The sequence below is a fragment of the Nonomuraea thailandensis genome (assembly GCF_024172165.1).
In the GTDB taxonomy this organism is placed as follows: Bacteria; Actinomycetota; Actinomycetes; order Streptosporangiales; family Streptosporangiaceae; genus Nonomuraea; species Nonomuraea thailandensis.
Genome location: NZ_JAMZEB010000002.1, coordinates 3821233 through 3839137 on the forward strand (window position 1 = coordinate 3821233; position 17905 = coordinate 3839137).

The window sequence follows — 17905 nt, forward strand, 5'->3', positions numbered from 1 at the left end:
CGGCAGGTTCAGGCGTGCCAGTCGCCCGCCCCGCCCGGCACCGGCGCGTCCGGGTCGTACGGGGTGCGGGTGAAGACGAAGGTGTTGAGGTCGAGATGGTCGGCCGCCACGCGCAGCGTCTCCCCGGCGTAGTAGCCGTCCAGCCCCAGCCACGTCCCGTCGTCCTGCGGCACGAACCGCGAGGCCCGCCCGGCCCCGCCGACCGGCTCCAGCGACAGGCCCCGCTCCGGCAGCAGCCGCAGCGTGTACGCCTTGGGCCCCCAGTGCCACAGCCCGGTCAGCGCGAGCAGCCCCGGGTCGGCGGCGACGGGCCGCCACTCGTCCGGCAGGCGCGGCTCGTACCGGTCGAGGATGTCGAGCAGGTCGGTCAGCAGGGTGCCGCTCATGCCGCTGGTGGTGTTGGCCAGGAACAGCGCGCCGACCCCGTCGGCGGCCTCGCTCCACACGGTGGCCAGGAAGCCGGGCATCGAGCCGCCGTGCCCGGCCAGGCGGCGCCCGCCGATCCTGGCCAGCTGCAGCCCGAGGCCGAAGCCGCCGGTCCAGGCGTCGCCGTCGTCGACGCCGATCGGCTCGCGCATCTCGGCCAGGGTGCCGGGGCACAGCACGCCGCCGGTCTCGCCGCCCAGGAACGCCGCCCAGCGGGCCAGGTCGTGCGCGGTGGACCACAGCTGCCCTGCCGGGCCCATGGCGTCGGCGTCGTGCTCGGGCTCGGCCTGCACCACGTCGGCCCACGGGTGCACGGCGTAGCCGGTGGCGTGCGGGGCGCGGGGGCGGGCGGTGGTGGCGTGCATGCCGAGCGGGTCGAGCACCTCGGCGCGCAGCGCCTTGAGCCAGGTGGTGCCGCGAAGGCGGGCCACCAGCTCGCCGAGAACGGCGAAGCCGACGTTGGAGTAGTGGAAGCGCCGCCCGGGCCGGTGCTTGAGCTCGCCGGGCCCGAGCCGCTCCAGCAGGTCGCCGGTGGGGATGCCGGGGGTGCGCTCCCACCAGGAGGTGGGCGGCTCGGCGGTCAGGCCGGCGGTGTGCGACAGCAGCTGGGCGATGGTCAGGTGGCCCAGCCGGGTGCCCGGCAGGTGCCGTTCGAGCGGGTCGTTCAGCTCGAGCGCGCCCTCGTCGCGCAGCCGCATCACCACCACCGCGACCATGCTCTTGGTGATCGAGCCGATGCGGTACTGCGTGGCGGCGGTCGGCGTGGCGCCGTCCACGCTGCCGCGCCCGGCGAACCACGCCGTCCGCCCGTCGCGGACGATCGCCGCCGTCAGCGACGGGATCCTGCATTCGGCCTGCTCGACGGCGAGCCTGCGCAGCAGTGCGCGCGCCGCCTCTTGTCCCACCTGCGTCATGGGCGACAAGGGTAGCGTTCAGATCGGGATCAGCCGCGGCCCGATGAGCTCGCCCTGGTGGGGCTGGGGGTGGGCCTGGTCGTGGTAGTAGTGGCCGGCGTACCAGACGACGACGTTGGCGCCGTTGATGTTCTCGCCGTCGAGGAAGCGGTTGAGCGCGGCGCGGTTGCGCGGGCCGGGGTCGCCGTCGTCCAGCTCGCGCGGGTGATGGCGCAGGAACCACAGGTCGGACACCCCGTAGGCGTCGGCGGTGCCGTCGAACGGGCCCGGGTGGATCTGCAGGCCGCGGCCGGAGGCCTTGTCGCGCACCTGCCAGTGGCGGGCGGGCGGGCGGCGCCGCCGGGAGGTCTCGCGGATGATCGTGACCGGCTCGGGGATGAGGGAGCCGGTGTCGTCGATCTGCTCGACGACGTCGTTGCCGGCGCCCTCGACGTCGAAGTCGAGCCGCCAGTAGCAGTGGTGGCGGTGCACCAGGCACGTCATCGGGTTGCGGGTGGCGGCGAACCCGAAGCGCGGCAGGATCTCGCCGTCGTCGGCCAGCCGCCAGTCGCTGGCGTAGCGGTACCAGCCGGCCTCCAGCTCGCTGACGATGCGCAGCTGCCCGCCGTCGTGGTGGAAGGCGACGCCCTGGAAGTTGCCGGAGTCGGTGGAGGGGCGTTCCAGGATCGTGCGGGGCGGGCGGGTGCACAGCCGCCATCCCCAGCCGACGGGGTCGCTGCCGGCGGCGCTGAAGCGGGTCTCGAGGTTGACGTCGTCGCGGAAGGTGGTGCCCTCGTCGTACTCGACGTTGAGGATGGGCAGGTGCGCCTGCCGCAGGACGAGCCGGCCGCGGTAGCGGACCTGGCGCAGCTCCACGCCGCCGCCCAGGCCGGGGCTCCTGGGCGCCGAGGCGCGCGGGCGGACCACCAGCAGGTTCCACAGCTCGGTGCCGCCGCGATGGACGCGCACCCGCACCTGGTCGGGGCCGCCGCGGTCGGCCAGCGCGTCCACGCCGGCCGGGACGCTGTCCTCGCAGTCGTGGTGCATGCGCACGTTGACGCCGGCGGGCGTCCAGTCCACCGAGCGGGCGGCCAGGTCGACGGCCACGATGCGGTGCCGCAGCCCGGTGGGCTCGCCCGGCGTGTACAGGCCGAGGGCGGGGCGGCGCACGGTGGTGCCGTCGGGGTTCTCGGCGTCGGCCAGGGACGGCATGGGCCGGTAGACGACGACGTCGTCACCGGCGGGGAAGCGCGGGTCGGCGCGCAGGATCGCCGCCGCGGCGACGAGCTCCTCGCGGCTGGGCGGCGGCCGGAAGGAGCTGGGCCGCAGCTCGGCGCGCTCGGGACGGTCGAGGGTGCCGCGCAGCTCGACGGCGCGGTTGCCGACCGGGTCGAACACGGTGGCCTGGAACGGGGCGTTGTCGCCGGGGTCGTGGCCCAGCCCGGGCGCGAAGGCGACGGTGAGCCGCTCGGGGTCGGCGACCTCCAGCGCGGCCAGCGCCTCGGGGTGCTCGGCCACGGCCTGGCGCAGCCGCTGCTCGCTCAGCCCGGTGCGGGGGACGGCTTCGAGCGTGACGCGTACGTCGTCGGTCATGCTGGACTCCTTTGCGGAGGGTCAGCGGGAGGGGGCGCGGTCGAAGGCGTCGAGGATGAGCCGGGTGGCGTCCAGGTCGCGGGCGGTGGCCCCGAGCCAGGGCACCTCGATGGGGCCGGGCCAGGTGTGCCCGCCTCCGTCGATCGTGTACAGGCGCAGTGTGGTGCCGCCCGGGCAGGATTTCCAGTCACGCACCCGTATCCCCGCCGACAGGGTGCCGGTGGCGCGGCCCGCGCATTCGAAGAGGTCCGCCCAGCCGGCCGCCGCGTCCTCGACGGGGTCGAGCACGACCAGGTCGGCGAGCGTGCGCAGCTCGCCGGTGGCGTCCTGGAACGGGTGGCCGCCGCGGTAGGGGACGATGCGGTCGGCGGTGCCGTGGAAGGCCACCACGGTGGTGGGCGGCGGCCGGCGCTCGCACGGGCGCACGATGTTGAGCCCGGCCACGGCGGCCACCCCGCTCAGGCGGCCGTCCAGCTCGCAGACCAGCGCGGTGGCCATCGCGGCGCCGTAGGACAGGCCGGCGGCGAACTCGCGCCGGTCCTGCACGCACAGGCCCCGCTCGAGGTGGTCGAGCAGGGCGGTCAGGAACGCGGTGTCGTCGGGCCCGGAGGTGTGCGGCAGCGTCCAGCCCAGGCGGCCTTCGGCGGCCTGCGGGGTGGCCACGATGTAGCCGCGGCGTGAGCCCTGCTCCGGCAGCCGGCCGTAGGCGGCCTGCTGGGCGGCGCTGGAGCCGAGGCCGTGCAGGTCGAGCAGGACGGGATGGGGGCCGTCGCCGCTGGGCAGCGACAGCAGGAAGCGGCGTTCGAGCCCGCCGGAGCGCAGCCGGTGGGTGCCGGGCTCCAGGGGGCGCGCGGCCTGGCAGCCGCTGGAACCGGCTCGCGCCGCGGAGGCCTGCGGCGCGGGGTTCTGGGGGCTTGCGGGCGGGGGCGGCGCGCCGCCGCAGCGGGCGGCCAGCAGCAGGGCGGCCAGGAGCAGGGCCGCGCGTGTGGGCATCGCCGTCTCGCCTCCCGCCGCAGGGACGTCCGCAGGCAGTGCTTGTAGGCAGTGTCTGTAGGCAGTGTGCTGGACGGCGGGGCCGCGCGCGAGTCCCCGTGCAGCGCGGCGGGGCGCGGGCTGCATCCGCCCGCGCCCCGTGCTCTTTCCTGGCAGCCCCTCAGCGGCGGGCGCGGGTCTTGCGCCAGGTGAAGCCGCCGGGCAGGTTGACCGACACCGTACGGCGCCCGTCGGCGCCGCGCGTCACCCGGAACAGCCGGTTGCCCCAGCTGTGGCCGACGCCGCGGTTGGACAGGTTCAGCCGGAACGGCCCGATCTTGATCGACTTCCGGTAGCTCAAGCCCATATCGCTTTCCTCCGTTGAGTTCGCGGAAAGCCTTCGACTACCCCGGGAACGCGCGACATATCGCCTTGTTCAAAGCGGAGGTAATGCCCCGGCCCGGCAGCGGCGGGCGGTTCCTGCTCTAATCTGGCCCCAGACGAAAGGGGAGGATCAGGTGGCGCAAGGTCAAGACGGCCCGGCCGCAGCGACGCTGGACGCCGTGCTTGAACGCATCACCTATGCCAACGAGGAGACGGGCTACACGATCGCCCGCGTCGCCACCGAACGCTCCGGCGCCGACCTGCTGACCGTCGTCGGCCCCCTGCTCGGCGCCCAGGTCGGCGAGTCGCTGCGGCTGCGCGGCCGCTGGGCCTCCCATCCCCGCTACGGCCGCCAGTTCGAGGTGTGGTCCTACAGCACCGTGCTGCCGGCCACCGTGCAGGGCATCCGCCGCTACCTCGGCTCCGGCCTGATCAAGGGCATCGGCCCCAAGATGGCCGAGCGCATCGTCGACCATTTCGGCACCGGCACCCTGGAGGTCATCGAGCAGCAGCCCGAGCGGCTGGTCGAGGTGCCCGGGCTCGGCCCCAAGCGGACGAAGATGATCGCCGCCGCCTGGGAGGAACAGAAGATCATCAAGGAGGTGATGATCTTCCTGCAGGGGGTCGGCGTGTCCACCTCCATCGCGGTGCGCATCTTCAAGCAGTACGGCGACACCTCCGTCTCCGTCGTCAGGAGCCAGCCGTACAAGCTGGCCGACGACGTGTGGGGCATCGGCTTCAAGACCGCCGACACCATCGCCCAGGCCGTCGGCATCCCGCACGACAGCCCCGAGCGCGTCAAGGCCGGCCTGCGCTACACCCTGTCGCAGGCCGCCGACGACGGCCACTGCTACCTGCCCGCCCCCAACCTGATTGCTGACGCCGTCAAGATCCTCGACGTGCCCGCCCCGCTGGTCACCACGTGCCTGGAGGAGCTCGTCGGCGACGAGGGCGTGGTGCGCGAGACGATCCCCGCCGGCGACAACGACGTCCCGGCCGTCTACCTGCCGCCCTTCCACCGCGCCGAGACCGCCCTGGCCGGCGGCCTGCTCTCCCTGCTGCACAACGGCCACGACCGGCTCAAGGCCTTCGCCGACGTCGACTGGGAGCGCGCCGAGACCTGGCTGCACGGCCGGACGGGCGCCGAGCTGGCCGCCGAGCAGCGCCAGGCCGTCCGCCTGGCCCTCACCGAGAAGGTCGCCGTCCTGACCGGCGGCCCCGGCTGCGGCAAGAGCTTCACCGTGCGCTCCATCGTGCTGCTGGCGCGCGCCAAACGCGCCAGGGTCATCCTGGCCGCCCCCACCGGCCGCGCCGCCAAGCGCCTGGCCGAGCTGACCGGCCACGAGGCCACCACCGTGCACCGGCTGCTGCAACTGCGCCTGGGCGGCGAGGCCACCTTCGACCGCGACAACCCCCTGGACGCCGACCTGGTCGTCGTCGACGAGGCCTCCATGCTCGACCTGCTGCTGGCCAACAAGCTGGTCAAGGCCGTCGCGCCCGGCGCGCACCTGCTGTTCGTGGGCGATGTGGACCAGCTGCCGTCCGTGGGCGCCGGAGAGGTGCTCAAAGACCTGCTGGCCGCCGGCAACGTCCCGCGGGTGCGCCTGACCCAGATCTTCCGCCAGGCGCAGGAGTCGGGCGTCGTCGTCAACGCCCACCGCGTCAACACCGGCCGCCACCCCGTCCTGGAGGGCATGAAGGACTTCTTCCTGTTCCCCTGCGAGGAGCCCGAGGAGATCGCCGAGCTGACCGTGGACGTCGTCGCCCGCCGCATCCCGCGCCGCTTCCGCCTCGACCCGCGCCGCGACGTCCAGGTGCTGGCGCCCATGCACCGCGGCGCCGCCGGCGCAGGCGCGCTCAACATCGCCCTGCAGGAGGCGCTCACGCCCGCCCGCGAGGGCATGCCGGAGCGGCGCTACGGCGGCCGCGTCTTCCGCGTCGGCGACAAGGTCACCCAGTTGCGCAACAACTACGACAAGGGCGCGGCCGGGGTGTTCAACGGCACCGTCGGCATCGTCACCGACATCCGCCCGGACGAGCACAAGCTCACCGTCCTGACCGACGAGGACGAGGCGGTCGACTACGCCTTCGACGAGCTCGACGAGCTCGCCCACGCCTACGCCGTGTCCATCCACCGCTCCCAGGGCAGCGAGTACCCGGCCGTCGTCATCCCGCTGGCCACCAGCGCGTGGATGATGCTGCAGCGCAACCTGCTCTACACCGCCATCACGCGGGCCAAGAAGCTGGTGGTCATCGTGGGCTCGCGGCGGGCGCTGGCCCAGGCCGTGCGCACCAAGGGCGCGGGCCGCCGCCACACCGGCCTGACACACCGCCTGACCCGCCACTGACCCGCGGCTGACCAGCGGCGCTGACGGGCCGCCACCCACTTCCGGCAGAAGTGATTGAAATGTGATCGAACTCTCCCAAAGGATTCCGCGTCTTACATGCGGGAGCATTAAAGTTTTTGGGGTGCCATTGTGGTGCCGTGGGGAGAGGACAAAGTTGAACGTTGCGCCCGCTCGGAGGAGACCCGCCACCGCGTTCGCGCTGCTCGCGGCGGCTGTCCTGACGGCCTCATGCTCCGGCGCCCCTGCCGCGCAACCACCGGAAGCCTCCGAGGCGACCACCACCGCCACCCCCCAGGCCCCCACCGTCAAGATCACCCCTGACGAGGGCGCGAGCAAGGTCAGCCCCGAGAAGAAGGTCGTCGTGGCCGCGGCCGGCGCCCCGCTCGACAACGTCACCGTCGAGGCCGACGGCGAGCAGCTCGAAGGCAAGTACAACGCCGACAAGACCCGCTGGGTGTCCAGGACCGCGTTGAAGCCGTCCACCAGCTACAACGTCTCGGCCACCGCCGGCGTCACCACCGCCACCAGCACGTTCACCACAGCCAAGCCCGAGCGCGCGCTGCAGGTCGCCGACGTCACCCCCAACGCCAAGGGCGAGACCCTCGGCGTCGGCGCTCCCATCATCGTCACCTTCAACCAGCCCGTCACCAGCAAGGCGACCATCGAGCGCGCCCTGGAGATCGAGGCGGAAAAGCCCGTCGACGGAGCCTGGCGCTGGATCAACGACACCGTCGTCATCTACCGCACCGCCAAGTACTGGCCCGCCCACCAGAAGGTCACCTTCAACGCCAACATCACCGGCATCAAGGGCGGCAAGGGCCTGTACGGGGTCAAGGACTACACCGCCAACCTCAAGATCGGCGCCAAGCAGATCAGCAAGGTCGACACGCGCAAGAAGATGATGTACGTCTACAAGGACGGCAAGCGCGTCCAGACCATGCGCATCAGCGCCGGCATGGCCACCACCCGCGAGTACACCACCACCTCCGGCGTGCACCTGACCATGGAACGCGGCAGCCCCGTGCGCATGATCTCCCCGGGCCGCAAGAAGGGCGACCCCGGCTACTACGACGTCATGATCAACCACGCCGTGCGGATCTCCAACTCCGGCGAGTACGTCCACGCCAAGGACAACGTCTGGGCCCAGGGCGTGCGCAACGTCAGCCACGGCTGCATCAACGCCCGCCCCGACCAGGCCCGCTGGTTCTACGACAACGTGCAGCGCGGCGACGTCGTCGACATCACCGGCACCGACCGGGAGCTGGAGTGGAACAACGGCTGGGGATACTGGCAGATGCCGTTCTCCCAGTGGAAGAAGGGCAGCGCACTGAACAAGAGCAGCAAGTCGTGACCCGCGACCACGCCGTCCCGCAGCAGCCCGCACTCCAGCGGCCCGAGCCCGCGCCTCGGGCCGTGTCCCGGCAGCCCGTGCCGCAGGGGCCGGTCGTCATCCGGCCGGCCCGCGACGGTGACGTGCCCGCCGTCCTGGCCATGTTCGACTCCGCCGTCGCCTGGCTCACCGCCCAGGGCCGCACCGGGCAGTGGGGCAGCCGTCCCTTCACCGGCGACCCCAAGCGCACCGCGCAGATCACGTCCTTCCTGGCCGGCGGCGGCATGCGCATCGCCGAGCACGGCGGCGAGCCCGCCGGCTGCATCTCCCTCGGCCCCGCCCACGACTACGTCACCCCGGCCAGCGAGCCGGAGCTGTACGTGCAGATCCTGGTCCTCGACCGCCGTCACGGCGGCCACGGCATCGGCCGCGCCCTGCTCGACCGGGCCGCCGGCGAGGCCCGCGACCGGGGCGTCGGCCTGCTGCGCGTCGACTGCTACGCCGGCCACGACGGCCGCCTGGTGGCCTACTACGAGAGCTGCGGCTTCACCCGCGTCGCCCCCTTCACCGTGGGGGAGTGGCCCGGCATGCTCCTGCAACGCCGCCTGTGAGGCCCGCTCAGGGGGCCTGGAGCATGCGGAAGACGAAGTAGTCGACCGTCCAGCCGTCCTTGACCAGGCTCCGCTGGGCGACGGTCCGCGTCACGAACCCTTCCTCCCCGGCGAGCCGCCGCAGGTAGGCCAGGTCCCCCGAGGTGCCGAAGGAGATCAGCATCCGCCCGCCAGGGCTGAGGTGACTCCTGGCGTTGCGGAAGAACGTGGTCATCGCCTGGTAGTTCTCGTCGGTCATGGCGGCCTCGAGCAGGTCGCGCGGGGCGAACCAGCGGAACGGCGGGTCGAAGACGATGAGGTCGAAGCGGCCCTCGACGTTGCCGAACACGTCGCTGTGGCGGACCTCGACGCGGCCCTCGACACCGTTGCGGGCGGCGTTGCCGCGGGCGGTCTCGACGGCGACCGGATTGATGTCCACGGCCAGGACCCTCGCCGCGGCCGAGGCGGCCAGGATCGCGTTGACGCCGCTGCCGGTGCCCATGTCGAGCACGTGATCGTCATCCCGCACCTCGGCGAGCACCGCTTCGCCCAGCAGATGCGACATGCCGGTGACCGGATGCACCTGCGGCGGGATCACCAGGGTCGTGCCGAGGTAGGTGAAGGTCCGGGTGGAGGCCGCTTCGGCGCTTGCGGCCTCGTAGGCGCTGTGGTGCCACCGGCGGATGCGCTCGGCCTCGCTCTCGGACAGGGTGGAGGCGTAGGCGGGGCCGGCCTGCCGGGGACCGGCCGGGTCGGGGTGGGCCATGCCGGCATCGTACGCGGGCGTGCCCTTCGGCGGCATGCCGATAAAAGCCGCTTGCCGGGCGGGCCGGGCCGGGCCGTGTTGTGATCGGCCCTGCCAGAGCGCCGAGGTGAGTGTGCGCCGAGGACCTGCGGCACGCCCGGCCGGGCTCTGAGGTCAGGGGACGACGCCGACGCCAGTGAGAGCGGGACGACACCTACCACCGGCGGCTGAGGAGGCTCGGCCGGCCATGACCGGGACAAACGACTCCTCCTGATCCATCAGGAACACCTGGACGGCGTTCGGGCACCGCCAGGCGATGTCCCGGCCCCGGCGCTCTCTCCCGCCGCCCGAACCGAACCGTTCAGTTGGATACACTTGCGCCATGGCCGCCTCCACCAGCACCGATTCCGTCGCCGACCGGATCGTCGCGGCGGCGACCACGGAGTTCGCGCGCCACGGGATCGCCGGAGCCCGCATCGAGCGGATCGCCAAGGCCGCGCGCACCAGCAAGGAGCGCGTCTACGCCTACTTCCGCAGCAAGGAGGAGCTGTACCGGCATGTGGCCGGGCGGGAGCTGTCGGCGCTGGCCGAGGCCACCCAGATCGACCCCACCGACCTTCCCGGCTACGCCGGGCGCGTGCACGACTACCTGTCGCGCCATCCCGAGCGGCAGCGGCTGATGATGTGGGGGCAGCTGGAGCTCGCCCCCGGCCAGGCCCTGCCCGGCGATCCCGTGCGGCAGTCGATGCTCCGCAAGACCGAGAAGCTGCGCCAGGCGCAGGAGGCCGGCCACCTCGATCCCTCCTGGGCGCCCGAGGACATCCTGATGTTCACCAGCCAGGTCGCCACCTCCTGGGTCCTGCAGGCCGACCTGGTCCCCGCCGGGCAGGAGCGCGAGGCGTTCATCGCCGCCCGGCGGGCCGCGATCGTCGCCGCCGTGCAGCGGATGTTCCCCGCCACCTCCGCCCCTGACACCACCCGGCCCCGCTGACGGGCCCCCTGCTTCACCGCGCACACGCCTTGATCGGCCTTCATCGCATCCCAAGGATTTCCTTGACATGCGCTCGTGATTGACCTTCGATTCCAAGCATGTCTTTGGAATCGTGGAGGAAGCGGCCACGGCAGGTGCTCGACGACCCGGCCGCCATGCGGGCATTCGCCCACCCCGTCCGCCTGGCACTGCACGAGCTGCTGATGCGGGCCGGCGCCACGACCGCCGCGGACGCCGCCCGCGAGGTCGGCATCAGCCAGGCCCTGGCCTCCTACCATCTGCGGCAACTGGCCAGGTACGGCTTCGTGGAGCAGGCCGAGGCGCGAGACGAGCGCGAACGGCCGTGGAAGGCGACGTCGCTGACCCAGGAGTGGTCCGGCGCCGAGTCCAGCCCCGAGGTCACGGCCGCCCGCGGCCTGCTGGAACAGGTCATCGCCGAACGGGCGCTGGCACGGCTGGCCGAGTGGCAGGAGCGCCGCGCGGACGAGCCGGACCCGTGGCGGACGAGCGGCGGGATCGGCAGCTCCTACCTCTATGTCACACCCGACGAGCTCGCCGCGTTCGACGCCGCGTTCACCCGCCTGCTGGAGCCGCTGATGGCGCGGATCGCCGACCCCTGCGAGCGGCCGGAAGGAGCCCGGCCGGTCCTGCTGACCACCCTCCTGGTCCCGCTCCCGGCCACCGGCACCGGTGACTGAGGCCAGGGACGCCACCCCGCCGGAAGAGGAGCCGGAAGAGGAGCCGGAAGAGGAGCCGGAAGAGGAGCCGGAAGAGGAGCCGGGACAGGAGCCGGCAGGGGAGGCCACGAGCGCTCCGGAGAAGCCGGCGCGGCGAGCGCCGGACGGGATCCGGAGCCTGCTCGGAAAGAACCGGGACTACCGGCGGCTGCTCCTCGCCGGGCTGATCTCGCAGACCGGTGACTGGGTCATCAGCACCGGCCTGGCCTACCACGTCTACGTACTCACCGGGTCCACGCTGTCCAGCGCCACCATGCTGCTGGCCGCCCGGTTACCGGACGTCCTGCTCGGCTCACTGGCGGGCGTGCTCGCCGACCGGTGGGACCGCCGCAGGCTGCTCGTGATCACGGACGTGCTGCTCGCGCTGGGGCTGCTGCCTCTGCTGGCGGTACGCGAGCCGGACCAGGTGTGGATCGTCTACGCCGTCGCCCTGTGGACGGGCGTGCTCAGCACGGTCCTGTTCCCCGCCCAGAAGGCCCTCGTGCCCCAGATCGTGGCCGCCTCGCAGCTCGTCAGGGCCAACGCCCTGCACGGGCAGAGCGGCCAGGCCGCCAGACTGCTGGGCGCGCTGGCCGGCGGGGTCGCGGTCGGCGCGGGCGGGCCGGCCGCCATCGTCTGGATCGACGTGGCCAGCTTCCTGATCTCCGCACTCCTGCTGGCCCGCCTGCGGGCGCCCGCCCGCCCCGCGGCCACGGCGACGACGGGCGGGCAGTGGACCTCGGGGCTGCGGCTGACCAGGCAGAACCGCGGGGTGCGCCTGCTGGTGGCATACATGATGATCACAGGGCTCGGCGAGGGCATCTTCGGGACACTCGCGGCACCGTTCGTGGCGGACGTGCTCGGCGGGCAAGGGGACGCCTACGGGTTGTTCCTGTCGGCGCAGGCGGTCGGCGGGATCGCCGGCGGCCTGATGGTCGCCGCCCGCCCGGGGAACGCCACGCCGCGGGCGCTGTTCGGATGGGGAACGGTCGTCTTCGGCCTGGCCGACCTGGCGCTGTTCAGCTACCCGATCCTGACGCCGGAGCTGTGGCCGGCCATCGCGCTGATCGCCCTGGCCGGCCTACCGGCCGCCGCAGCGATGGCGGGGCTGACCACATTCGCCCAGACGGTCACCAGCGACGACCGGCTGGGCGCGGTCTTCGGGCTTCTCATGAGCGCCCAGGCCGCCACGTCGCTGCTCGGGATGGCGCTGGCGGGCGTGCTCGGCGACCGGCTCGGCATCGTCCCCACGCTCTGCCTGCACGCCGGCGGGCTGATCACAGCGGGCCTGCTCGTCGTGGCGAAAATCAGAAAGATCACGTAGAGAGCTCGAAGACACCCCCTCTGAGCCCGGGGCGCGGAACGGCGGGTCAGTCCCAGGCGGGCAGGACCCGGTAGCGGTCGCCGAACCCGCCGGTGGGCAGGATCTCGGCGATGGCGTCCAGGTCGGCCTGGGTCAGCTCCACCCCGGCCGCCGCCGCGTTCTCCTGCATGCGCTCGGCGCTGCGGGTGCCGGGGATCGGCACGATGTCCTCGCCCTGGGCCAGGATCCAGGCGAGGGCGAGCTGGGCGACGGTCGCGCCCCGGGCGGCGGCCACCTCGCGCAGCCTCTCCACCGCCTCGGCGTTCTTCTCGAAGTTGCCCGGCTCCCAGCGCGGGTCGAGGCTGTGGCGCATGTCGGTGGCGTCGTGCTCGGCGGCGGGCCTGGCGGCGCCGGTGATGAACCCCCGGCCCAGCGGGGAGTAGGCCACGAACCCGATCCCCAGCTCGCGCAGGACCGGGAACAGCTGCTCGACGTCGCGCTCGAACAGCGAGTACTCGGTCTGCAGCACCGAGACGGGCTGCACGGCGTGCGCGCGGCGGATCGTGCGCGCGCCGGCCTCCGACAGGCCGAAGTACTTCACCTTCCCCGCCTCGATGAGCTCCTTGACGGCCCCCGCGACGTCCTCGATCGGCACGTCGGGGTCGACGCGGTGCTGGTAGAACACGTCGATCCGGTCGACGCCGAGATGGCGCAGGCTGTTGTCGGCGACTTTGCGGATGTTGTCCGGGCGGCTGTTGAGCGCGCCGGTGAGCCCGCCGGACAGGTCGAAGCCGAACTTGGTGGCGATCACCACCTCCTCGCGGACGTCCCTGAGCGCCTTGCCGACCAGGATCTCGTTCGAGCCGGTGCCGAGCCCGTACAGCTCGGCGGTGTCGAAGAACGTCACGCCCAGCTCGTAGGCGCGGCGGAGCGCCGCGACGCCGGCCTTCTCGTCGCCGGGCCCGTACGCCATGGTCAGCCCCATCGAGCCGTAGCCGATCGCCGACACCACCAGCCCCTGAGCACCCAGAACACGCTGCTGCATCATGGCCCTCCCATCGCCAAACCGAACTGTTCGGTTCTTGCCGCCCACGCTACCCCCGCAACGCGAAAAGCCCAAACCAAACAGTTCGGTCGGCTACGGGCGCCCGGCGACGCGCCTCGGCGCGACCCGGACGTGCGCGCGCTCGCCCTGCGTGCCGATGAGGCTCAGGAACTCCACGGGACCGGCGCCGGTGGCCCCGAACCAGTGCGGGGTGCGCGTGTCGAACTCCGCCGCCTGCCCGGGCTCGAGCAGCAGGTCATGCTCCCCCAGGACGAGGCGCAGCGTCCCGTTGAGCACGTAGACCCAGTCGTAGCCCTCATGGGTGCGCAGGTCCGGCTCGGCGTCGTCGCGCCCGGCCGGCAGGACGAACTTGTAGGCCTGGATCCCTCCGGGCCTGCGGGTCAGCGGCAGGACGACCATGCCGTCACCGGCGGTGATAGGACGCAGGTTGACGCGGGGATCGCCGGTCGGCGGCGCGTCGACGAGCTCATCCAGCGTGACCCCGTAGGCGCGGGCCAGCGGCAGCAGCTGCTCCAGCGTGGGGCGCCGCAGGCCCGCCTCCAGCCGCGACAGCGTGCTGGCGGAGATCCCGGTCTGGGCCGCGAGGCCGGACAGCGTCACGTCCCGCTGCAGCCGCAGGCGTTTCAGCCTGGGGCCGACGGCGTCGAGGGTGCGGTCAATCGTCTCGTCCATCCGGCCAGTTTGCCATTCGGCAACAAGGTTTGCGCATCGGCCGGTTCGTTCACCACCATGAGGGACGAACCGAGCCCGTCACCCTGCGAACGAGGAAGATCACCGATGACGCACGCCTTCGACAAGGACTACTGGGAGCAGCACTGGCACGCGGGGCACGCCTCCATGGGCGGCCACCCGCCGAACCCGTACCTCGCCCGCGAGACCGCCGGCCTGACACCCGGCACGGCCCTGGACGCCGGGTGCGGCGGCGGCGCCGAGGCGATCTGGCTCGCCGAGCGCGGCTGGGACGTCACCGCCGCCGACATCTCCTCCCAGGCCCTGACCGTCGCCGCCGGGCGCGCGGCGGCGAGCGGCGCCGCCGCACGCCTGCGCTGGGTCCGGGCCGACCTGACCCTCTGGCGGCCGGACGCGCCGTTCGACCTGGTCATGACCCACTACGCCCACCCCTCGACGCCGCAGCAGGACTTCTACGAGCGCATCGCCGGCTGGGTGGCCCCCGGCGGCACCCTGCTCATCGTCGGCCACCTGCACACCTCCCACTCCCGTCCCGGCCACTCCTCATCCGGCCCCGCCTCCGGGGGTCACGACCACCACCCTCCCGCCGAGGCGTCGGCCACCCCCGCCGCGATCACCGCCCGCCTGCGCGACACCGAGTGGGAGATCGTCACCGCCGAAGAGCACCTGCGCACCGTGCCCGGCCGCACCGTCCCTCTGCATGACGTCGTCGTACGCGCCACCCGACGCGGGTAGACCCGTCACATTCCTGCGCGCCGCCGGTCATACCAAGTGCCGGCCGGATCGGCGCACACTCACGGAGCGGGGGCACACCATGAAGTTCCGGACCCTTGTCGAACCTGCCGAGCCCATGAGAGGGCTGGAGGTCCCCGAAGAGGTGGTGGAGGCGCTCGGCGGCGGCAAGCGGCCGAGGGTGACCATCACGCTCAACGGGCACACGTGGAAGAGCCGGGTCGCCATCATGCGCGGCCGCTGCCTGCTCGGCCTCAGCAACGCCAACCGGCGGGCGGCCGGTGTCGCGACCGGCGAGGAGGTCGAGGTCGAGCTGGAACTCGACGCCGAGCCTCCCGTCGTGGCCGAGCCCGGCGACTTCGCCCGCGCCCTGGACGCCGACCCGGCCGCCCGGGCCGCCTACGACCGCCTGTCCCACAGCCGCAAGCGGGAGCACGTGCTCGCCATCGAGAGCGCGAAGAAGCCCGAGACCCGCGCGCGGCGCATCGACCAGGCTCTGGCCAGGCTGCGGGACGGGCAACGGTAGTCGCCACTGACACAGGGCGGCTGCCCACCGGTCAGAAGCCGTACGGGCCGAGGCGGGCCCAGGCGACGAACGCGGCCAGGACGAACAGGACCGCGTTGAACGCGATCGCGGACGGTTCCCTGCGGCGGGCGTGGGTGAGGGCGGCCGGCGGGGTCAGGATCGGGGCGATGCCGGTGAGGGCGGGCAGGGTCAGCCCGAGCGCGCCGGCGAGCTCGGCGACGCCGATGAGGCGGACGGTGCCGGCGGAGAAGTCCTCGGCCCACGGCAGCCTGGCGGCGAGTTCGTCCTTGGGCTGGGTGGCCTTCATCACTCCGGCGATGCCGAACATGACGGCCAGCACGATCCACAGGACTGGTCACGGCGCTCGTGCAGATCCCAGTTGCGCAGCGCCGCGGCGGCGGCGTTGACGTTGCCGAGCATGGCGATGGGGTGCACCGAGCCGCCGCCGGTGGTGAACAGCAGCGTGCCGGCGCCGGCCTGCCGCATGGCGGGCAGCACCGCGCGGGCGGCGGCCGGCGCGCCGTAGACGAGGTATTCGAGCTGTGACTGCAGGTTGTCCGCCGTGACCTCGGTGGGCACGGCCAGGGTGTGGCCGGGCACAGGGGCGTGCGGCGCGGGGGAGTACTCCAGCACGTCGATGCCGCCGAACCGCTCGGCCGCCGCGTCGAGAGCAGCGGCCAGGGAGGGGCGGTCCAGCACATCGGCGGGGAACGCGGCGGCCGTGACGCCTTCCGCTCCGGTTGTCGGCGATGGCAGGCCCGGGCTTGGGCCGGGAAGCCGTGACTCGGGGGCGGGCGCCCTCTGATTCCGCGCGGTCTCCGCCGGTGGCACTTCGCAGGTCAGGCGCGTTCGACGTGCGGGCGCCCGGCGTGCTCCTGCGTGGCCGCCCAGGAGGCGAGCAGGCGCAGCGCGTCCTCGGTGGGGGAGCCGGGCTCGGCGGTGTAGACCGTCATGGACAGGCCGGGCTCCGCACGCAGATCCATGCTCTCGTAGGCCAGGGCGAGCTCCCCGACGACGGGGTGACGGACGTGCTTGACCCCGCTGCCGTGCGTCCGGACGTTGTGCGCCGCCCAGCGAAGGCGGAACTCGTCGCTGCGGGTGGACAGCTCGCCGACCAGGTCGTGCAGGGCCTTGTCGTGGGGGTCCTTGCCGGCGGCGGTGCGCAGGTTGGCCACGGTCATGTCGGCGGCCAGGTCCCAGTCGGGGTAGAAGCGGCGGGCGGCGCCGTCGAGGAAGGTGAAGCGGGCGAAGTTCGGCGGACGGGTGGGGTCGGCGGCGGCGTGGACGTCGCAGTACAGGGCGCGGCCCAGGTGATTGGCGGCCAGCAGGTCCGACCGGTCGTTGCCGATGATCGCCGGGGCGGTGGTGACGGCGTCGAGCATCCACTGCAGGCCGGGGCGCGCCACCGGCTGCCGGGGCCGGCGGCGGCGCAGGACGGCGTTGCTGCCGTCGGCCTCGTGCGCCAGGCGCAGCAGGTGCGCGCGCTCGGCGTCGTCCAGGCGCAGGGCGCGGGCGAGCGCGTCGAGCACCCCGGCCGACACGCCCGCCAGGTGGCCGCGTTCGAGCTTGGCGTAGTACTCCACGCTCATCCCGGCCAGAGCGGCGACCTCACTGCGCCGCAGCCCGGGGACACGGCGCTGCCCGGCAGCGGGCAGGCCCGCCTGCCCGGGGGTGATCCTGGCGCGTCGTGAGGTGAGGAACTCCCGCACCTCGGACCGGTTGTCCATGCCCCGACCGTACGCCAACTCCGAACAGACTGGGATGTACTGGCAGTACACCCATCAGCAGTGACTTCCCCGCACCACGCACCCCCGATGTGCTGGAGCCCATGACCGCCCCCATGACCGGCTCCGCCACCGCCTCCCTCGCCGGCCACATGATCGCCTCCCTCGCCGCCTCCCTCGCCGGCTCCGTCACGGCTGGCGCGCTCCTCGCCGCCCGGGCCCGCCGACTTGCCACCTGCCTGATCATCGCCGCCCTGATCATCGCCGCGCTCGCCGGGTGCTCGACGTCGGCCCGCCCGCCCCTGACCGGCCCGCAGACGCCGGGGACGCGGGCGAACACGGCGAGCACCGCCTGGCCGATCCCGGTGGTGCTGCGGTTCGGCGGCCAGGCCGTCACCGCCACCTTGACCGACACCCCGCCGTCGCGGCAGCTCGCCGCGATGCTGCCCCTGACCCTGCACCTGACGGACGCATGGGGACAGGCCAAGGCCGGGCCGCTCCCACACCCGCTCGACGGCGGCACCCCCGTCCACGACCCGATCCCGGGCGAGATCTACTTCTGGCCCTCCAGCCAGATGATCGCCGTCTACTACGACGACCTCGGCCAGGCGGTCCCCGACCCGGGCCTGATCCGCCTCGGCGTCATCACGACCGGCCTGGACAGGCTCGCCGAGGCGGGCGACCGGATCACCGTCCGGGTGTCACAGACGCCCGGCGGCCGGGCCTGAGGCTCCGCCGTCACGGACCCGCAGGCGGCGCGGCCCGCGTACGCGAGGCCTGGGGTCGTCGATGCGGGACGGGGCACCCCCGCGCACGGCCGGTTGACCTCAACCGCGGTTGAGATTGCACGATGGCGGCCGGGGCCGCCGCCCCGCG

The 17905-nt window shown here is 73.1% G+C and carries 19 protein-coding genes; 9 read left to right on the plus strand and 10 right to left on the minus strand.

Features of this window, described 5'->3' with window-relative positions; translation table 11 throughout:
• Positions 1-8: 8 nt before the first annotated feature.
• From HD597_RS21180 to HD597_RS21195, 4 genes are all read right to left on the minus strand, one after another.
• On the minus strand, positions 9-1340 hold the full coding sequence (locus tag HD597_RS21180) for a serine hydrolase domain-containing protein (RefSeq protein WP_253744411.1): 1332 nt from the start codon (positions 1338-1340) through the stop codon (positions 9-11).
• A gap of 18 nt (positions 1341-1358) precedes the next feature.
• Positions 1359-2912, minus strand: coding sequence for a hypothetical protein (locus HD597_RS21185; protein WP_253744412.1), 1554 nt, complete (start codon positions 2910-2912; stop codon positions 1359-1361).
• Positions 2913-2933: 21 nt separating this feature from the next.
• On the minus strand, positions 2934-3905 hold the full coding sequence (locus HD597_RS21190) for a CE1 family esterase (RefSeq protein WP_253744413.1): 972 nt from the start codon (positions 3903-3905) through the stop codon (positions 2934-2936).
• 160 nt (positions 3906-4065) lie between these two features.
• Entirely contained in the window at positions 4066-4251 is a 186-nt protein-coding gene (locus HD597_RS21195; RefSeq protein WP_185104967.1) for a DUF4236 domain-containing protein, read from the minus strand.
• Positions 4252-4447: 196 nt separating this feature from the next.
• On the opposite strand from HD597_RS21195, the gene recD2 reads away from it, so the two are divergent.
• From recD2 to HD597_RS64645, 3 genes are all read left to right on the plus strand, one after another.
• Complete coding sequence (gene recD2, locus HD597_RS21200) at positions 4448-6616, plus strand: SF1B family DNA helicase RecD2 (protein WP_253744414.1); 2169 nt, start codon at positions 4448-4450, stop codon at positions 6614-6616.
• Positions 6617-6770: 154 nt separating this feature from the next.
• Complete coding sequence (locus HD597_RS21205) at positions 6771-7967, plus strand: L,D-transpeptidase (protein ID WP_253744415.1); 1197 nt, start codon at positions 6771-6773, stop codon at positions 7965-7967.
• Positions 7964-8557, plus strand: a complete 594-nt coding sequence (locus HD597_RS64645; protein WP_308210670.1) for a GNAT family N-acetyltransferase — start codon at positions 7964-7966, stop codon at positions 8555-8557. The genes HD597_RS21205 and HD597_RS64645 overlap by 4 nt, the downstream gene beginning before the upstream one ends.
• A gap of 7 nt (positions 8558-8564) precedes the next feature.
• Here the strand turns inward: HD597_RS64645 and HD597_RS21215 are convergent, their stop codons facing one another.
• The gene (locus HD597_RS21215) at positions 8565-9302 is read right to left on the minus strand and encodes a methyltransferase (protein ID WP_253744416.1); all 738 of its coding nucleotides are present in this window, start codon (positions 9300-9302) and stop codon (positions 8565-8567) included.
• Between the two features lie 361 nt (positions 9303-9663).
• Here HD597_RS21215 and HD597_RS21220 point away from each other — a divergent pair, with 361 nt between their 5' ends.
• The 3 genes from HD597_RS21220 to HD597_RS21230 all read left to right on the plus strand — a co-directional run bounded on the left by HD597_RS21220 (position 9664) and on the right by HD597_RS21230 (position 12312).
• A complete protein-coding gene (locus HD597_RS21220) occupies positions 9664-10272 on the plus strand; it encodes a TetR/AcrR family transcriptional regulator (protein ID WP_253744417.1) in 609 nt (202 codons plus the stop codon).
• A gap of 98 nt (positions 10273-10370) precedes the next feature.
• Positions 10371-10970, plus strand: a complete 600-nt coding sequence (locus HD597_RS21225; RefSeq protein WP_253744418.1) for a helix-turn-helix domain-containing protein — start codon at positions 10371-10373, stop codon at positions 10968-10970.
• Positions 10963-12312 carry an MFS transporter gene (locus HD597_RS21230; RefSeq protein WP_253744419.1) on the plus strand — a complete coding sequence of 450 codons (1350 nt, stop codon included), beginning with the start codon at positions 10963-10965 and terminating at the stop codon, positions 12310-12312. The genes HD597_RS21225 and HD597_RS21230 overlap by 8 nt, the downstream gene beginning before the upstream one ends.
• 46 nt (positions 12313-12358) lie before the next feature.
• Here HD597_RS21230 and HD597_RS21235 read toward each other — a convergent pair whose 3' ends face one another.
• Together HD597_RS21235 and HD597_RS21240 are read right to left on the minus strand one after the other, a co-directional pair.
• Positions 12359-13339 carry an aldo/keto reductase gene (locus HD597_RS21235; RefSeq protein ID WP_253744420.1) on the minus strand — a complete coding sequence of 327 codons (981 nt, stop codon included), beginning with the start codon at positions 13337-13339 and terminating at the stop codon, positions 12359-12361.
• Positions 13340-13429: 90 nt separating this feature from the next.
• Positions 13430-14029 (minus strand): helix-turn-helix domain-containing protein, encoded by a 600-nt coding sequence (locus HD597_RS21240; protein WP_253744421.1) that lies wholly within the window; start codon positions 14027-14029, stop codon positions 13430-13432.
• Positions 14030-14134: 105 nt separating this feature from the next.
• Between HD597_RS21240 and HD597_RS21245 the strand changes: the two genes are divergently transcribed.
• Both HD597_RS21245 and HD597_RS21250 read left to right on the plus strand, forming a co-directional pair.
• Positions 14135-14782 carry a class I SAM-dependent methyltransferase gene (locus tag HD597_RS21245; protein ID WP_253744422.1) on the plus strand — a complete coding sequence of 216 codons (648 nt, stop codon included), beginning with the start codon at positions 14135-14137 and terminating at the stop codon, positions 14780-14782.
• Positions 14783-14861: 79 nt separating this feature from the next.
• Positions 14862-15305 (plus strand): YdeI/OmpD-associated family protein, encoded by a 444-nt coding sequence (locus HD597_RS21250; RefSeq protein ID WP_253744423.1) that lies wholly within the window; start codon positions 14862-14864, stop codon positions 15303-15305.
• Positions 15306-15336: 31 nt separating this feature from the next.
• On the opposite strand, the gene HD597_RS21255 is transcribed toward HD597_RS21250, so the two are convergent.
• From HD597_RS21255 to HD597_RS21265, 3 genes are read right to left on the minus strand one after another with little or no spacing between them, the layout of a single operon-like run.
• Positions 15337-15633, minus strand: a complete 297-nt coding sequence (locus HD597_RS21255) for a DoxX family protein (RefSeq protein ID WP_253744424.1) — start codon at positions 15631-15633, stop codon at positions 15337-15339.
• On the minus strand, positions 15612-16136 hold the full coding sequence (locus HD597_RS21260; protein WP_308210671.1) for an SDR family oxidoreductase: 525 nt from the start codon (positions 16134-16136) through the stop codon (positions 15612-15614). The genes HD597_RS21255 and HD597_RS21260 overlap by 22 nt, the downstream gene beginning before the upstream one ends.
• A gap of 8 nt (positions 16137-16144) precedes the next feature.
• Positions 16145-17032, minus strand: a complete 888-nt coding sequence (locus HD597_RS21265) for a helix-turn-helix domain-containing protein (RefSeq protein WP_253744426.1) — start codon at positions 17030-17032, stop codon at positions 16145-16147.
• Positions 17033-17133: 101 nt separating this feature from the next.
• Between HD597_RS21265 and HD597_RS21270 the strand changes: the two genes are divergently transcribed.
• Entirely contained in the window at positions 17134-17757 is a 624-nt protein-coding gene (locus HD597_RS21270) for a cyclophilin-like fold protein (protein WP_253744427.1), read from the plus strand.
• The last annotated feature ends 148 nt before the right edge of the window (positions 17758-17905 follow it).

Bases quoted from the DNA above. Each gene is read 5' to 3' on its own strand.
- HD597_RS21250 (WP_253744423.1), top strand. From the start codon at position 14,862: ATGAAGTTCCGGACCCTTGTCGAACCTGCCGAGCCCATGAGAGGGCTG.
- HD597_RS21255 (WP_253744424.1), bottom strand. From the start codon at position 15,633: ATGTTCGGCATCGCCGGAGTGATGAAGGCCACCCAGCCCAAGGACGAA.
- HD597_RS21185 (WP_253744412.1), bottom strand. From the start codon at position 2,912: ATGACCGACGACGTACGCGTCACGCTCGAAGCCGTCCCCCGCACCGGG.
- HD597_RS21245 (WP_253744422.1), top strand. From the start codon at position 14,135: ATGACGCACGCCTTCGACAAGGACTACTGGGAGCAGCACTGGCACGCG.
- HD597_RS21180 (WP_253744411.1), bottom strand. From the start codon at position 1,340: ATGACGCAGGTGGGACAAGAGGCGGCGCGCGCACTGCTGCGCAGGCTC.
- HD597_RS21220 (WP_253744417.1), top strand. From the start codon at position 9,664: ATGGCCGCCTCCACCAGCACCGATTCCGTCGCCGACCGGATCGTCGCG.
- HD597_RS21235 (WP_253744420.1), bottom strand. From the start codon at position 13,339: ATGATGCAGCAGCGTGTTCTGGGTGCTCAGGGGCTGGTGGTGTCGGCG.
- HD597_RS21265 (WP_253744426.1), bottom strand. From the start codon at position 17,032: ATGGACAACCGGTCCGAGGTGCGGGAGTTCCTCACCTCACGACGCGCC.
- HD597_RS21240 (WP_253744421.1), bottom strand. From the start codon at position 14,029: ATGGACGAGACGATTGACCGCACCCTCGACGCCGTCGGCCCCAGGCTG.
- HD597_RS21215 (WP_253744416.1), bottom strand. From the start codon at position 9,302: ATGGCCCACCCCGACCCGGCCGGTCCCCGGCAGGCCGGCCCCGCCTAC.
- HD597_RS21195 (WP_185104967.1), bottom strand. From the start codon at position 4,251: ATGGGCTTGAGCTACCGGAAGTCGATCAAGATCGGGCCGTTCCGGCTG.
- HD597_RS21270 (WP_253744427.1), top strand. From the start codon at position 17,134: ATGACCGCCCCCATGACCGGCTCCGCCACCGCCTCCCTCGCCGGCCAC.
- HD597_RS21190 (WP_253744413.1), bottom strand. From the start codon at position 3,905: ATGCCCACACGCGCGGCCCTGCTCCTGGCCGCCCTGCTGCTGGCCGCC.
- HD597_RS21225 (WP_253744418.1), top strand. From the start codon at position 10,371: ATGTCTTTGGAATCGTGGAGGAAGCGGCCACGGCAGGTGCTCGACGAC.